The organism is Rummeliibacillus stabekisii (assembly GCF_007988965.1).
GTDB classification, from domain to species: Bacteria; Bacillota; Bacilli; order Bacillales_A; family Planococcaceae; genus Rummeliibacillus; species Rummeliibacillus stabekisii.
The window spans coordinates 248,566-262,331 of sequence record NZ_BJVD01000002.1 but is presented as its reverse complement, the minus strand read 5'-3'; the positions used below and the strand labels follow the sequence as shown (position 1 = coordinate 262,331).

The window sequence follows — 13,766 nt, the reverse complement described above, 5'->3', positions numbered from 1 at the left end:
AACTAAACGGAAAGAATAGCGCGAAATTTGATGAAAAACGAATAAATAGCAGGACAGATCTTAAAAATCTGAATACAAAAAAAGTGCCAATGGCTATTCGTCCATTGGCACAGGAGTTTTGTGGATTTGATTATAGTGTACGATTTGATTGTTTCCTTTTGTTGCTGCAAGTCGAAAGGCATCATGTGTGGATTGAGCGATTTCGTAAATCGATTTGCCGTTCTCAGGATAGTTGGCAATACCAATACTGACAGAGATAGAAGTACTCCGTCCGTCTTCTAAATCAACTGAAATCTTAGAGATGGATTTACTGATTTCATACGCATACTGCAAGCTAGTTGCAGGGGGCAAGTCTTTGCATATCAAGTAAAATTCTTCTCCACTAATCCGGATAGAGGTAGAACCAGGATGTTCTCTATTAAATTCTTTTAGCAATTCGCCAATCTTTCTTAAAAATTGGTCGCCCACCATGACACCGTATTTCATGTTAATCTTGCTGAATTGGTCAATGTCAATCAATAGCAGAGCGAACGGAATTTCGCTTTGAATGTAACGATCTATAATGCACTTACATTTTCGGATATTTGGCAAGCCTGTTAAAAAATCAGTTTCCACCATTTTTTCGATCGTATGAATTTTATTAAACTGATTATTTAAGAGACGTATTACAAAAGCAGTTATATATAGTGCTGGAACCGAAATAATGAATAATTGTACAGCACTTATCAACCAATTTTCTGCATGAAGTACAATGCTAGAAGCGTAAAAAAGAATGGAAAGCAACAAATAATAATGCAAATTCCGAAATTTAATCGGTTTCCACCAAGCTAGTAAGGCGAGAATAAGTCCTACTATGATGGTCAAAATTCCAGAATGGATGGAAATTTCCGAGAGACCGGAAATATATATGCGCGTTATGCCAATTAATGTTGCCGCAATACCCATAGAAATAGGGCCGCCAAGCCATCCGGATAACAACAAAAGCACATTCCGCAAATCGCCGTTTATTAGATATTCGCTCTTAAAATGGGTGGATGCTTTCATTAAAAGCAAACCTGTAATAGAAGCAGCAAAACCAACAATCCATGGATGGAATTCCTTATAGATGCCAGTAGATTGCTCAAGTAACTGATAGGCAAGGTAAAAGGAAATGACAAAAGTAAATAATAGCGAAAAATAAACTGCGTATTCAAGAAACACGTAATATCACCGCCTAAAGTCTTCTATCTATTATACCATTTACCTAGATAGCGAGAAGAAAAATTTTTTCAATCTGCATAAAGAAATGCTAAAATGTATTTTTATTCTGAAATAGATTTGCTTTGGACACATTGAGGGCAGGTTGGTTAAACTGACAGAAAGGGGTTCAATCGCAAGTTGTACCTTGAAATGAACTCCTCTCCTATCCTATAATAAAAAGGTTATATTAAGTAGAAAATGGAGGCATCACTTATGCCAGATGCTCTTTCAATACCGGTACAATTAAAAATAACTTCAACAATCACACAACAAGGTGAAAAGCCCGAGCAGATTGAGTTTTGGTCTGAGGGTACCCTTATGGAAAAACGCGGACAAATCTATTTGCAATACACCGAAGTGCAAGAGGACTCACATATACGGACAACATTGCGGTTTGGCGATAAGGATGCAATGATTATTCGCAATGGTGATGTTAAGATGCGCATGCCATTTGTCGTGGGAGAATCACAAAGGGGCCATTATCAAAGCCAATTTGGACAACTACCGTTATTTACTCAGGTGAAGGAAATGAAATACCATCCATCGGAAACTACGCACAGCGGCCGGTTTTATCTACAGTACGAATTAATTATCGGTTCCGAACATGCGGGAAACTTTATATTAGAACTACAGTACACGGAGGGAAATAAATGAACGCAGTAGAACAAGTGCAACAAGCCATTAAAGATGCGCTAAAAGCAGCTATTCAAAAAGCAGGCATCATTGAAGATGCGAGTTCTTTGAATATTCACCTTGAAACACCGAAAAGCAAAGAGAATGGTGACTATGCTACGAATGTGGCGATGCAGCTAACTAAGCTGGCTAAAAAGCCACCTCGTGCGATAGCAGAAGCGATTCTTGAAAACCTTGAAACAGAACAAACAAATATTGAAAACATCGATATTGCTGGCCCAGGTTTTATGAACATCACATTGCGCAAAGATTACTTAGCAGATGTTGTGAAGATGGTCTTAGATCAAGGCGTTAATTATGGCCGTACAAACACAGGCAAAGGGGAAAAGGTCCAAGTTGAATTTGTTTCTGCAAACCCAACTGGTGATCTTCACTTAGGACATGCGCGTGGCGCTTCAGTCGGCGATTCTTTGTGCAATGTGTTAGACTTTGCAGGCTATGATGTTTCTCGTGAATACTACATTAATGATGCTGGTAACCAAATCAATAAATTGGCGAACTCTCTTGAGGCAAGATACCGCGAAGCGCTTGGTTTGCCATTCGATATGCCTGAAGACGGATATCATGGGAAAGACATCATTGAAATCGCTAAAGAGCTTTCAGCAGAATATGGCCCTGAAATCCTTGATAAGTCAGATGAAGAACGATTTGAGTTTTTCCGTGAGCATGGATTAAAGCATGAATTCGGCAAGCTACAAAAAGATTTGCACGATTTCCGTGTGGATTTCGATGTTTGGTTCTCTGAAACATCACTTTACAAAGACGGAAAAGTGGAAACAGCTCTTCAAAAATTAAGAGATAACGGACATGTATTCGAACAAGACGGTGCCATTTGGTTCCGCTCTACTACATTTGGCGATGATAAAGATCGTGTATTAGTAAAATCAGACGGTTCTTACACTTATCTAACACCAGATATTTCTTATCACGAAGATAAATTACGTCGTGGCTTTGACCAATTGATCAATATCTGGGGTGCAGACCATCATGGTTATATTCCACGTATGAAAGCTGCGATTGAAGCACTTGGCTATGACCGTGATCGATTAGAAGTGGAAGTCATTCAAATGGTTAACCTAATGCGTAACGGCGAGAAAGTGAAAATGTCTAAACGTACGGGGAATGCAGTTACACTTCGTGAGTTGGTAGAAGAAGTAGGCCTAGATGCAGTACGTTATAACTTTGCCATGCGTGCAGGTGACTCTCATTTAGACTTTGACTTGGATTTGGCTGTTAAACAATCAAATGAAAACCCTGTATATTACGCACAATATGCTCATGCGCGTATTAGCTCAATCTTGCGCCAGAGTGCAGAAAAAGGGTTTGTACCATCAATCGAAAACCTTGACGCTTTGTCTACAGAAAAAGATATTGAGTTGTTGAAAAAAGTAGGCGATTTCCCGCAAATCGTAGCTGACGCTGCTCGTGTACGTGCACCGCACCGTATCGCCAACTATATTCAAGAACTTGCCGCAACTTTCCACCGCTTCTACAATGCTGAAAAAGTATTAGATGAAGAAAATAAAGACCGTTCAGAAGCACGCCTTGCACTTATCACAGCAGTACGCACAACGATTGCGAACGCGCTAAAATTGATTGGCGTTTCTGCACCGGAAAAAATGTAATAAATATAACTCTTAAAAAGCGGAGCCAACAACACCATATTGTTGCTCTGCTTTTTTGTTGATAAACGACTTCACCTAGTTGGAAATTGCCTAACTAGAATAATCTATTAAATATCTCTTCCTAATTTACAAAATATTAGATATAATAAAAAGAAATAAAATACATAGTTTAATCGGTCCCGAATAGAGAGCTATTTGGGTTAAAAGGGAAATCGGTAAAAGCCGATGCGGTCCCGCCACTGTAAGTGTGAGCAATTCGAGAATGCCACTGAGGGAAACTTTGGGAAGGTGCGATGCGCGATGATCACGAGCCAGGATACCTGCCGATTATAGAACACCGTTTATATCGACGAGGATTGATAGGTGCCATTATGATCTTTTTTATAATGCTGCAATCACCAAACCTCTCGTTGTGAACGAGAGTTTTTTATTTTGGAGAAAAGGCTTAAGACCCTTTTCTCCAACCAACAGTAATCTTACACACCAGGGGGAGTAAAAAATGAAGAAACTATGGCAGCTTGGTTTTATGCTTGTGATGGCATTTACATTGCTTGTAGGCTGCGGCCAATCCGATTCTAAAAAGCCGGAAGCAGAAAACAACAAAACTACGCAATCAGCAAACAAAAGTGCTACATATCCGATGACAGTAACAGATGATACAGGCAATAAAGTCGAATTTAAGCAAGAACCGACCAAGATGGTGTCTTTAATGCCGAGCAATACTGAGATTCTTTTTGCTTTAGGATTAGATGATCACGTAATCGGCGTGACAGATAATGATACGTATCCAGAAGCTGCTACTAAAAAAGATAAAGTAGGCGGCATGGAGCTTAATATTGAAAAAATTATCAGCTTAAAACCGGATGCTGTTTTTGCGCATGGCATGATTGCCGAATCTGCAAAGAGCGGTATACAGCAACTTCGAGATGCAGGTATTCCTGTATTTGTCGTTAAAAATGCCAGCAACTTCGAGGAAACATATGAGTCGATTAAAACAATCGGCAAAATTACAAATAGAAGTGCAAAAGCAGATCAAATCGTAGAAGATATGAAAGCGAAAGTAAAAGATGTACAGGCTAAAGTAGCAGATGTAAAAAAACGCAATGTATTCGTTGAAAACTCTGATGAGCCTGAGATTTATACAGCTGGTAAAGATACATTCATGCAAGAAATCTTAAACCTAGCGAATGTTAAAAATGTGGCAGATGATCAATCAGGTTGGTTTAAAATTGACCCTGAGGAAATTATTAAGCGTGACCCAGATGTATACTTAATCACATATAATTATGTACCGAATATCGTAGAGAAAGTAAAAAAACGCCAAGGATTTAAAGATTTAAAGGCTATTAAAAACGACAGAGTAGTACAAGTTGATCCGGACAAGACTAGTCGTCCAGGACCTCGCCTTGCTGAAGGGCTTGAGGAAGTGGCGAAAGCTGTTTATCCAGAGGCATTTAAATAAGTGAAAAAAATAGTAGTTGGATATCTCGTAACTCTTGCTATTCTTCTTTTGAGCATGGCTTTGGGGATATCAGCCGGCGCTGTTAAAGTGCCAATCAGTACGTTATGGGACAAGAATGCGGATGAGGTAGCATCGAATATATTATGGTCTATTCGAATGCCTCGTGTGATTTTAGCAGGACTCGTTGGTGCATCATTAGCTATTTCAGGTGCCGCTTTCCAAGGGTTGCTTAAGAATCCGCTTGCTGATCCCTATACGTTAGGAGTGTCATCAGGTGCCTCAGTAGGCGCCGTGATGACGCTCTTTTTCAGTCTTTCAGCACCTGTATTGGGTATGTTTACGTTGCCCGCATTCAGCATGATGGGTGCATTATTGACTATGTTTTTGGTTTTAGGATTTGCTAAGCTTGTAGACAAAGCGATGAAAATGGAAACGCTGATATTAACAGGCATAATCATTAGTTCATTTTTAAGCTCTATTATCTCTCTGATGATCGCGCTCACTGGCGAGGAGCTTCGACAAATTATTAGTTGGCTAATGGGCAGTGTATCGATGCGCGGCTGGCCATATGTTAAGATGATTTTACCGTTCGTCATAGTGGGCACGATTCTATTATGGCTGAACCGACGAGAGTTGAATGCCATGCTATTTGGCGAAGAACGGGCGAAATATTTAGGTGTCAATGTTAGAAGAAGTAAATTAACGCTACTGATTGGTGGATCGATGTTAACGGGAGCAGCTGTTTCTGTATCAGGCACCATCGGATTTGTGGGGCTAGTAGTACCGCATATGACACGCTTGCTTTTTGGTGCGAATCATCAGCATCTTTTGCCACTTTCACTGATGAACGGGGCCTCACTGCTCATACTTTGTGATTTAGTTGCAAGAACAATTATTGCGCCGACAGAACTGCCTATCGGTGTGATTACGGCATTGCTTGGTGCGCCGGTATTCGCCTATATCTTCTTTAGGCAACGAAAAGGATAGGGGGTACAGAATGCTAAACGTAAAAGATCTTACAGGAGGATATGATGAGAAACATCCAATTGTAAAAGGTATAAATTTTAGTGTGGAAAAAGGCCAATTCTTAGGGGTGCTTGGCCCAAATGGCAGTGGCAAATCTACGCTACTTAAAGCTATTAGCGGTACGCTCCCGTTCAATCAGGGAAATGTTCAGATTGAAGGGAAGAGTCGAGAGGAATATACGGCAAAAGAGCTTGCCCGCAAAATGGCTGTGCTGCCGCAACTACATACACAGGCTTTTTCGCATTCTGTTCGAGAGACAGTTTCGATTGGTCGTTACCCTTATCAGCATAGGTGGCTTTCCACATGGACGGATGAGGATGAATCAGCGATTAAAAAGGCGATGGAGTCCACTGGCATTCTTTCATACGAAAAACAGTTGCTTGAAAATCTTTCAGGTGGTGAGCAACAGCGTACATATGTGGCACAAGCACTGGCACAGAGTGCTGATTTATTGTTGCTGGATGAGCCAACTAACCATTTGGATATCGAACACCAGCGAAAACTGCTTGATATGATTCGCCTTGAAGTGGTCCAAAATGGATTAACAGTTCTGTCCATCTTCCATGATATCAATCTGGCAGCGCTCTATTGTGATCGTCTTCTCTTGCTAAATAAAGGAGAAATTTATGCGATGGGTGAGCCGCATGAGGTGCTAAAAGAACACTTTATAAAAGACGTCTATCACACGACTATATCGACCTATCCACATCCTCTTTTGCCCAAACCCCAAATGACATTAATGCCTGAAATAAAAGGGGAGAGGAAGGAAAGTGTTCCTATAAAAGCAGAAGATATAAAAATACGTGATGAGTATGTCGAGTTACATACAACTTCACCCCTGAAGGCTTTCTCCTCTGCCGTCCATAATGCAGGCGTCGGCTGGTATCAGTATTTCGTTAACCGGACGGTTGATGCAGAATATATGTGCGATGATGCGCATGATGAATTAAAAGAATACTTAATGGAGAAAGGATTTTCTCCTACAAATACAGTCGCCATGATGACTGCAGTGCCAGCTAAAAATGCGGTGGTACGGCAATTCACTTCCGACGAGACCGATATCGTTGTGGCAGTTACTGCTGGGGTGGGCAATGCAATCGATATTGCGAGCGCTTACAAAAGAGAAGATGTATTTCATGTAGGGACTATTAATATATGGGTGTTTATCAATGGCTCATTGACTGATGAATCGTTCATGCAGGGGATGATTGCTATAACGGAAGCGAAAACAAAGGCTATGTATACAGAACAAATTAAAGATGTTGTTTCTGGCACCATTGCAACAGGGACATCAACGGATAGTGTGCTAATCGCCGCAACGCAAAATGGTCCTTTTTATGAATATGCTGGAAGTGCAACCGCAGTAGGCAAGCTCATCGGTCGCGGTGTTTATGAAACCCTTTGTACTGCACTACAAGACTATAAAAAAGCGAAGGAGCAGGACTAAATGCTGGCACATTTAATTGCTTGTACGCTAGGGATCGTTCTTGACCGTCTTATTGGAGATCCTAAAAGAATGCCACACCCAGTAAAATGGATTGGCGGTTTAATTGGATGGCTAACGAAACGATTAAATAAAGGCGGATTCCGCAAAACGAAGGGCACGTTGCTTGTTATTTTGGTCGTAGTGGCAACTACTGTGACAGCTTATGCCGTGGTTGTGATTGCCTATCAAGTGGGCATCATTTTTGGCATCTTGGTAGAAGGTTTACTCATTTCATTTGGACTTGCCCAAAAAAGCTTGAAGCAAGCAGCGATGGAAGTATATGAGCCTCTTACTGCTGGCAATTTAGTACAAGCACGTATGAAGCTTTCATGGATTGTCGGGAGAGATACAGAGAAACTTTCGGAAAGCGAAGTCACACGAGGTGTGGTAGAGACAGTTTCTGAAAATACGAGCGACGGCGTGACGGCTCCATTATTTTGGGCTTTTCTATTCGGTGCAGCTGGTATCTGGATGTACAAAGCTGTAAATACGCTTGATTCAATGGTTGCGTACAAAAATAAGGAATTCAAAGAGTTTGGTTTTGTAGCAGCTCATACAGACGATGTCTTCAACTATATCCCGAGCCGTTTGACAGGATTACTGATCCTTTTAACGACGCAAAATGAGTCGAAGCATTCACTTTCTGAACGAATGAGGGGATGGTTGACTGATGCCAAGAAGCATCCAAGCCCTAATAGTGGTTATTTAGAAGCAGCGACTGCTTATCAGCTTGGTGTACAACTGGGTGGAACCAATTATTATAAAGGTGTTGTCTCCAAAAGAGCCACAATGGGGAAGAAGGAAGTAGAGTTAGCTCCGAGACATATTCAGCTAGCCGTAAATCAAATGTATACTGTCACAGCTTATTTTTGGCTACTCGGTATTATGATAGGAGGAGTTATGATTGTCATTGCCTAACCATGGAGCAAATCCACAATTGTTATACGGTGAATTAGCAATTCCGCTTCCAGAACAAATCATAGATTACAGTGAAAATGTAAATCCATTAGGGCCGCCTCTCTCAGTAGTAGAAAACTGGCAAGGCTATATGCACTTACTTTCTAGCTATCCAGAACCGCACGGCGAACCATTTTTATCTGCTATTGCAGCATATCATAGCATTCCGAAGAGCCGCGTATTGCTTGGGAATGGTGCGGCCGAGATTTTTTCATTGCTTGCTGGATACTTTCAAAGAAAATGTGCAATGATTGTTCATCCGACCTTTTCGGAATACGAGGCGACTTTAAGAGCAAACGGGACAGAAATCATCCATCTCTCAGTAGAAGAGATCGAAAATTGGAAGCTGCCAATAGGCCATATTATAGAAAATATGAAGCGTGCTGATCTGTTGTACCTTTGCACACCAAATAATCCTACCGGTGTACTGCCACCAAGGAATGAACTGGTGCACCTTTTAGAGGAAGGGCAAAAAATGGACTGCACAGTAATATTGGATGAAGCCTTCATCGATTGGATTGGGGAGGAAGCATCCATGATTTCGTACATAGAGGATTTTCCAAATCTAATCATTGTGCGCTCGATGACCAAAATGTACGCAATTCCAGGAATCCGGCTAGGCTATATGGTAAGCTCGCCTGCAATGATTGAAGCATTGCGCGAAAAAGCACCACATTGGCATATTAATGGCATCGCTGCCCATATAGGAGCAAAATGTATTGACGAAACGCAATACAGAGATAAATCCATAGAATACGCTAAAAAGTCGAAAGTGAGATTTGTACATTTCCTGCAAGAATTAGGATGCAAAACAACAAAGAGCATGACTAATTATGTTTGTTTTAAGCTTCCTCATCCAGATTTGTCTCAAAGATTTTTTCACGACATGCTGAACAGGGGCATTGTCCTGCGGCATACGGAAAACTTTAAAGGCTTGGATGGTAAATGGTTTCGAGTAGGAATAAAGAATGAACACGCGATGGCAGTTCTTCAAGAGGAGATGGAGGCATGGATCAAGCAAAACTCTCATTTATAACAGGCGGTGTTCGAAGCGGCAAAAGTGCGTATGCGGAGCAGCGATTAGTGGCGTTAGCAAAGGAAGTGCGAGCAAATCGCTTGGTCTACTTAGCAACGGGTGTAGCCTTCGATGAAGAAATGACAAACCGGATAGAGCGGCATAAACATGATCGGATAATGCAAGAGCATCAATGGGTAACCATTGAACAGCCCACGAATTTCAAAAAGGTATTGGTTCAGGTGAAGCAAGGAGATGCTATTCTTTGGGATTGCGTCACAACTTGGCTATCGAATGAATTCTATGAACAGAGTGAATCAGGCGTTTTTGCTTGGAAGCAAGAAGGAAGACTCAAACAGCGGATGGATGAGATGAAAAGCACTATTTTACAAATTCGCTCTATTGGAATACCTCTCGCCATCGTTTCCAACGAAATGTTAGATGAACCTCTTTCCACAAATCCTGAGGTACATCTATACCAGCAGACAATTGGCAGGCTCCACCAGTGGTTTGTCAAGAATGCTTCAGAAGCAATAGAAATTGATTACGGCTTTATACATAAATGGAAGTAGGGGGCGAATTAGAATGACAAATGGTCTGCTGCTTGCACTTCAATTTTTTTCAATTTTGCCTATTCATAAAGAAATTCCAATGACGAAAAAGACCGTCACGGCCATGTTTGTCGTTTTTCCTTGGCTGGGCGCATTGATAGGCTTTGTGTTGTCCATTGTCTATTATTTGTTGCATACATACACAGACATTAGTCCATTACTTTTAAGTTTTATTTTGATTAGCGGTTATGTCATTTGTTCAGGCGGACTCCATTTGGATGGATATGTAGATACAAGCGATGCCTATTTTTCTTACAGAGATAAGAAAAAACGATTAGAAATTTTGGATGATCCTCGGACAGGTGCATTTGGCGCTATATCATTGGTATTTCTAATCTTAGCTAAAATATTCTTTTTGGCAGAATTGCTCGAAAAGCCATCTTTTTATTGGATATGGCTAATTGCTGTTCCTTTCTTGTCACGATTGTGTATGTCAATTTATTTTATTTGTACACGTACATCTAAAGAGAAGGGATTGGCTCACTTTTTTAAACAACACTTACATATGAAATATTGGTTAATTGGAACAGCATGCTCGATGATTGCAGGAGGAGCCTTATTTATATGGCTTAGTGGAACATGGACTATACTTCTTCTGCTATTCATGATTGTGTTGGCTGCTTTGATCTATAGATGGTGGTCACTTCAGCAATTTAGCGGGAGTTCAGGAGATTTGCTTGGAGCTCTCATCGAAGGGATGGAGGCGGTTTTATGGATTGTCCTGTTGTTGTGCATCTGATACGCCATGCCAAAACAAAAAGCAACGACGAAAAGCGGTATATAGGCTGGAAAGATGAGCCCATTTTGAAAAGAGAAGAGCTGCCAGTAGTAAATAGGGAATATCCCGTTGTTTTCGGAAGCGATTTAGTGCGCTGCAAGCAAACGGCTGAAGCTTATTTTCCGGGTGCGGTTTATGTAGAAGACGAGGGGCTTAGGGAATTGAACTTTGGTCAGTTTGAAGGTAAAACCTATGAAGAATTAAAGGGAGACCAGCGCTATCAAAAGTGGTTGGCTGATTCAACTCAAGTAGCACCGCCGGATGGCGAAACATTAGAAATCATGACTAATCGCTGCCAGAAAGCTTTTAAAAAGTTGCCACAAGGCTTATCAGTGTACCCGCTCGTAGTGCACGGTGGTACGATTCGCGTTTTGCTGACGGAATATGCACCGCACGAAAGCCAGTTTTGGGATTGGGTAGTCACGCATAATGATATGTATACATTGGAGTGGGAGTCGAGAAGGGCTTTTGAGGAGGGAGAAAGATGCACGTTTTTATCGGTGGTGCCTATAACGGCAAACATGAGTATGTGAGAAATTGGCTCATTGAGCAGCATGAAAATGATGTAGCGTGGTATGAAGGTGTCCTGCCAAAAGAGCCCACGAACAAAACTATTGTCATTTCTCATTTAGAAAAAATTCTCCAATCAGATGAGGAAAAAGATGAATTAATACTCGCGAAAAAGATAGCAAAACAGTTACAATTATGGGAGAAAGAACATCAGGTGATTGTCATTGCAACCGAAATGGGGCGAGGAATTGTTCCTCTTAGCCGGCATGATCGAACATTAAGGGATGCGTGCGGAAGGCTTTATCAGGAGCTATTTAAGAGTAGTGAACATGTCACACGCATCTGGTATGGCTTGAGTGAAACTATTAAGTAAGAAAGAAGGGGATTTCAATGAATTTATACACACGTACAGGTGACAAGGGGAAAACAAGCATCATTGGCCGAAGAGTGGATAAGGATGATTTGCGAGTAGAAGCATATGGCACAATTGATGAATTGAATTCATTTATCGGCAAGGCAATGACTGAGCTAGATCAAGAGAAATTCCAAGATATCCTCGAAGATTTGCAAAATATACAAAATGAATTGTTCGATTGTGGCGGTGATTTGGCGAATGTAATGAAAGAGCGCCATTATAAAATGACAGATGAGCCGATCGAAGTTATGGAAAAACGAATTGATGTACTAATGGATGAGCCGCCATTACTTGAACGCTTTATCCTACCAGGAGGCTCACCTGGTGCAGCTACTTTGCATATTGCCCGCACTATTGCAAGACGGGCAGAGCGTTTGACTGTCACACTTTTCAAAAATTCCGAGGAAAACGATGTGCCGTTAGTTGTTGGACGATACCTCAATCGTTTATCCGATTATTTATTTGCTGCTGCCCGCGTAGCCAATTGTAGAATAAATGTTGCTGATATTGAATATATCCGTGGGGCGAAAGTATTTAAAAATGGCGGCCGTAAAGAGAAGGATTAATCCGCATGAAATTTCGTAGACTTACATTTACAGCGATGATTGCTGCTTTAAGTGCAATTGGCGCAATGATTAAAATACCTGTTGGCATCGGTTCGGCAGCGCTTGATTCAGCCCCTGCATTTTTGGGTGCTGCATTATTGCCTGCTCCGATTGCAGGCGTGGCTGCGGCGATAGGACATATGGTCTCTGCAGAGCTGAGTGGATTTCCTATGACGCTTCCATTCCACGCGCTGATCGCCATCGAAATGTTTACAGTAGTCTATGGTTTTGCTATGCTTCATCAACGAAATCATCATCTGCTAAAATGGCTGTTCGCTGTCATCGCAAACGGTATTTTAGCGCCGTTGCCGTTTTACTTTCTCATTTCACCGCAAACATACTATACTATTACACCCGGCATATTCATAGCTACCGTTATAAATGCCGTTATTGCGGGATTATGCTTACCGGCTATAACAAAAGTAACCGGAAAAGTGGGAGACACGTGTCGATGAGAAATGCTATACAACTACCAAATGGACTCATTGTTACAACGGATAATGCAGGAGCGATTGGGCAAAAAGAAAAAGATACAGTACATGTGCCAGATGAAATGGTCAGTTATTTTTCGGCTCGCGTGACTCTTTTAGAGCAATGGGCTGCCGGAGCTGAACCACATTCCATTCTTATGCATAACTTTAGCGGCGACGAAGTATGGATGCGCTATCTAAAAGGGATTCATCAAGTATTCGATGAGATAGAATGTTCTTCTCCACCCATAAGCGGAAGTACTGAGTCTAACATTGAAACGCTACAATCAGGCATAGCGATTACCATGTTAGGAGAACAAATCTATCAATCAAAAGCTCCAGAAACGCTCAAATGGTTTACATACGGCAAACCGCTTGTAGGAGAAAACCTACTGGCTGAAAAAGAAAAGGTTGCTTCGTTGAAATCTATTTACAAAGCTAGGCAAGGGAAAATAATTGCATCTGTATGGCCGGTGGGCTCGAAAGGAATAGCAGGAGAAATCAAACGCATTTTTGGTTCCAAACCTTTTACTTGCGCATGGGAACCTCACGCTTCAGCAGGTCCATCAACTGTTGTTCTAATTGGATTAGAGGATGAAAAAGTAAGTGCTGCCCAATCGCTGTTTGGTAAAATGCTCTTGCCGATTAGGTGGCGAGACAGCCTATAAGAATACGCCGAGAAATCATTCTTTAGATTTCTCGGCGTTTTTTTAGAGAAAAATTGATTGGGCGAGAGAAAATAAATATGATAGAATACTTAGACAAGTTGAAATATAACTTTCGCTTTCTAGAAAAAAGTTTACGGAAGGAGAAAATCATTTTCACAGAAATTCTAAGAGAATCCTAGAAATGTGATTGACTGAATGCTCATTCA

The 13,766-nt window shown here is 41.2% G+C and carries 15 protein-coding genes and 1 riboswitch; of the genes, 14 read left to right on the top strand and 1 reads right to left on the bottom strand.

What is annotated here, in order from left to right:
• Positions 1-93 precede the first annotated feature (93 nt).
• Positions 94-1,200: a GGDEF domain-containing protein gene (locus RST01_RS07010; protein WP_147195477.1), complete on the bottom strand. Its 1,107-nt coding sequence runs from the start codon at positions 1,198-1,200 to the stop codon at positions 94-96.
• Positions 1,201-1,452: 252 nt separating this feature from the next.
• On the opposite strand from RST01_RS07010, the gene RST01_RS07005 reads away from it, so the two are divergent.
• The 14 genes from RST01_RS07005 to RST01_RS06940 all read left to right on the top strand — a co-directional run bounded on the left by RST01_RS07005 (position 1,453) and on the right by RST01_RS06940 (position 13,560).
• A complete protein-coding gene (locus tag RST01_RS07005; RefSeq protein ID WP_066791681.1) occupies positions 1,453-1,893 on the top strand; it encodes a YwiB family protein in 441 nt (146 codons plus the stop codon).
• A complete protein-coding gene (gene argS, locus RST01_RS07000; RefSeq protein WP_147195475.1) occupies positions 1,890-3,557 on the top strand; it encodes an arginine--tRNA ligase in 1,668 nt (555 codons plus the stop codon). The genes RST01_RS07005 and argS overlap by 4 nt, the downstream gene beginning before the upstream one ends.
• A gap of 157 nt (positions 3,558-3,714) precedes the next feature.
• Positions 3,715-3,899: riboswitch (cobalamin riboswitch) on the top strand.
• A gap of 157 nt (positions 3,900-4,056) precedes the next feature.
• Complete coding sequence (locus RST01_RS06995; RefSeq protein ID WP_147195473.1) at positions 4,057-5,019, top strand: ABC transporter substrate-binding protein; 963 nt, start codon at positions 4,057-4,059, stop codon at positions 5,017-5,019.
• Entirely contained in the window at positions 5,020-6,006 is a 987-nt protein-coding gene (locus RST01_RS06990; RefSeq protein ID WP_244946666.1) for a FecCD family ABC transporter permease, read from the top strand.
• 10 nt (positions 6,007-6,016) lie between these two features.
• Positions 6,017-7,492 (top strand): adenosylcobinamide amidohydrolase, encoded by a 1,476-nt coding sequence (locus RST01_RS06985; RefSeq protein ID WP_147195471.1) that lies wholly within the window; start codon positions 6,017-6,019, stop codon positions 7,490-7,492.
• Positions 7,493-8,449 (top strand): adenosylcobinamide-phosphate synthase CbiB, encoded by a 957-nt coding sequence (gene cbiB / locus RST01_RS06980; RefSeq protein WP_147195469.1) that lies wholly within the window; start codon positions 7,493-7,495, stop codon positions 8,447-8,449.
• Positions 8,436-9,524 carry a pyridoxal phosphate-dependent aminotransferase gene (locus tag RST01_RS06975; protein WP_147195467.1) on the top strand — a complete coding sequence of 363 codons (1,089 nt, stop codon included), beginning with the start codon at positions 8,436-8,438 and terminating at the stop codon, positions 9,522-9,524. Before cbiB ends, RST01_RS06975 begins: the two co-directional genes overlap by 14 nt.
• On the top strand, positions 9,497-10,075 hold the full coding sequence (locus tag RST01_RS06970; protein ID WP_147195465.1) for a bifunctional adenosylcobinamide kinase/adenosylcobinamide-phosphate guanylyltransferase: 579 nt from the start codon (positions 9,497-9,499) through the stop codon (positions 10,073-10,075). The genes RST01_RS06975 and RST01_RS06970 overlap by 28 nt, the downstream gene beginning before the upstream one ends.
• Positions 10,076-10,088: 13 nt before the next feature.
• Positions 10,089-10,853, top strand: a complete 765-nt coding sequence (gene cobS / locus RST01_RS06965; RefSeq protein ID WP_147195463.1) for an adenosylcobinamide-GDP ribazoletransferase — start codon at positions 10,089-10,091, stop codon at positions 10,851-10,853.
• The gene (locus RST01_RS06960; RefSeq protein WP_147195461.1) at positions 10,826-11,425 is read left to right on the top strand and encodes a histidine phosphatase family protein; all 600 of its coding nucleotides are present in this window, start codon (positions 10,826-10,828) and stop codon (positions 11,423-11,425) included. Before cobS ends, RST01_RS06960 begins: the two co-directional genes overlap by 28 nt.
• On the top strand, positions 11,377-11,775 hold the full coding sequence (locus tag RST01_RS06955) for a bifunctional adenosylcobinamide kinase/adenosylcobinamide-phosphate guanylyltransferase (protein WP_147195460.1): 399 nt from the start codon (positions 11,377-11,379) through the stop codon (positions 11,773-11,775). The genes RST01_RS06960 and RST01_RS06955 overlap by 49 nt, the downstream gene beginning before the upstream one ends.
• A gap of 17 nt (positions 11,776-11,792) precedes the next feature.
• Positions 11,793-12,383, top strand: coding sequence for a cob(I)yrinic acid a,c-diamide adenosyltransferase (locus RST01_RS06950; RefSeq protein WP_066791697.1), 591 nt, complete (start codon positions 11,793-11,795; stop codon positions 12,381-12,383).
• 5 nt (positions 12,384-12,388) lie between these two features.
• On the top strand, positions 12,389-12,877 hold the full coding sequence (locus tag RST01_RS06945) for an ECF transporter S component (RefSeq protein WP_147195458.1): 489 nt from the start codon (positions 12,389-12,391) through the stop codon (positions 12,875-12,877).
• Entirely contained in the window at positions 12,874-13,560 is a 687-nt protein-coding gene (locus RST01_RS06940) for a hypothetical protein (protein ID WP_147195456.1), read from the top strand. Before RST01_RS06945 ends, RST01_RS06940 begins: the two co-directional genes overlap by 4 nt.
• The last annotated feature ends 206 nt before the right edge of the window (positions 13,561-13,766 follow it).

What these genes read in the sequence shown, in the direction of transcription:
- RST01_RS07005 (WP_066791681.1), top strand. Translation starts at nt 1,453, where the DNA reads ATGCCAGATGCTCTTTCAATACCGGTACAATTAAAAATAACTTCAACA.
- argS (WP_147195475.1), top strand. Translation starts at nt 1,890, where the DNA reads ATGAACGCAGTAGAACAAGTGCAACAAGCCATTAAAGATGCGCTAAAA.
- RST01_RS06995 (WP_147195473.1), top strand. Translation starts at nt 4,057, where the DNA reads ATGAAGAAACTATGGCAGCTTGGTTTTATGCTTGTGATGGCATTTACA.
- RST01_RS06985 (WP_147195471.1), top strand. Translation starts at nt 6,017, where the DNA reads ATGCTAAACGTAAAAGATCTTACAGGAGGATATGATGAGAAACATCCA.
- cbiB (WP_147195469.1), top strand. Translation starts at nt 7,493, where the DNA reads ATGCTGGCACATTTAATTGCTTGTACGCTAGGGATCGTTCTTGACCGT.
- RST01_RS06970 (WP_147195465.1), top strand. Translation starts at nt 9,497, where the DNA reads ATGGATCAAGCAAAACTCTCATTTATAACAGGCGGTGTTCGAAGCGGC.
- cobS (WP_147195463.1), top strand. Translation starts at nt 10,089, where the DNA reads ATGACAAATGGTCTGCTGCTTGCACTTCAATTTTTTTCAATTTTGCCT.
- RST01_RS06960 (WP_147195461.1), top strand. Translation starts at nt 10,826, where the DNA reads ATGGATTGTCCTGTTGTTGTGCATCTGATACGCCATGCCAAAACAAAA.
- RST01_RS06955 (WP_147195460.1), top strand. Translation starts at nt 11,377, where the DNA reads ATGCACGTTTTTATCGGTGGTGCCTATAACGGCAAACATGAGTATGTG.
- RST01_RS06950 (WP_066791697.1), top strand. Translation starts at nt 11,793, where the DNA reads ATGAATTTATACACACGTACAGGTGACAAGGGGAAAACAAGCATCATT.
- RST01_RS06945 (WP_147195458.1), top strand. Translation starts at nt 12,389, where the DNA reads ATGAAATTTCGTAGACTTACATTTACAGCGATGATTGCTGCTTTAAGT.
- RST01_RS06940 (WP_147195456.1), top strand. Translation starts at nt 12,874, where the DNA reads ATGAGAAATGCTATACAACTACCAAATGGACTCATTGTTACAACGGAT.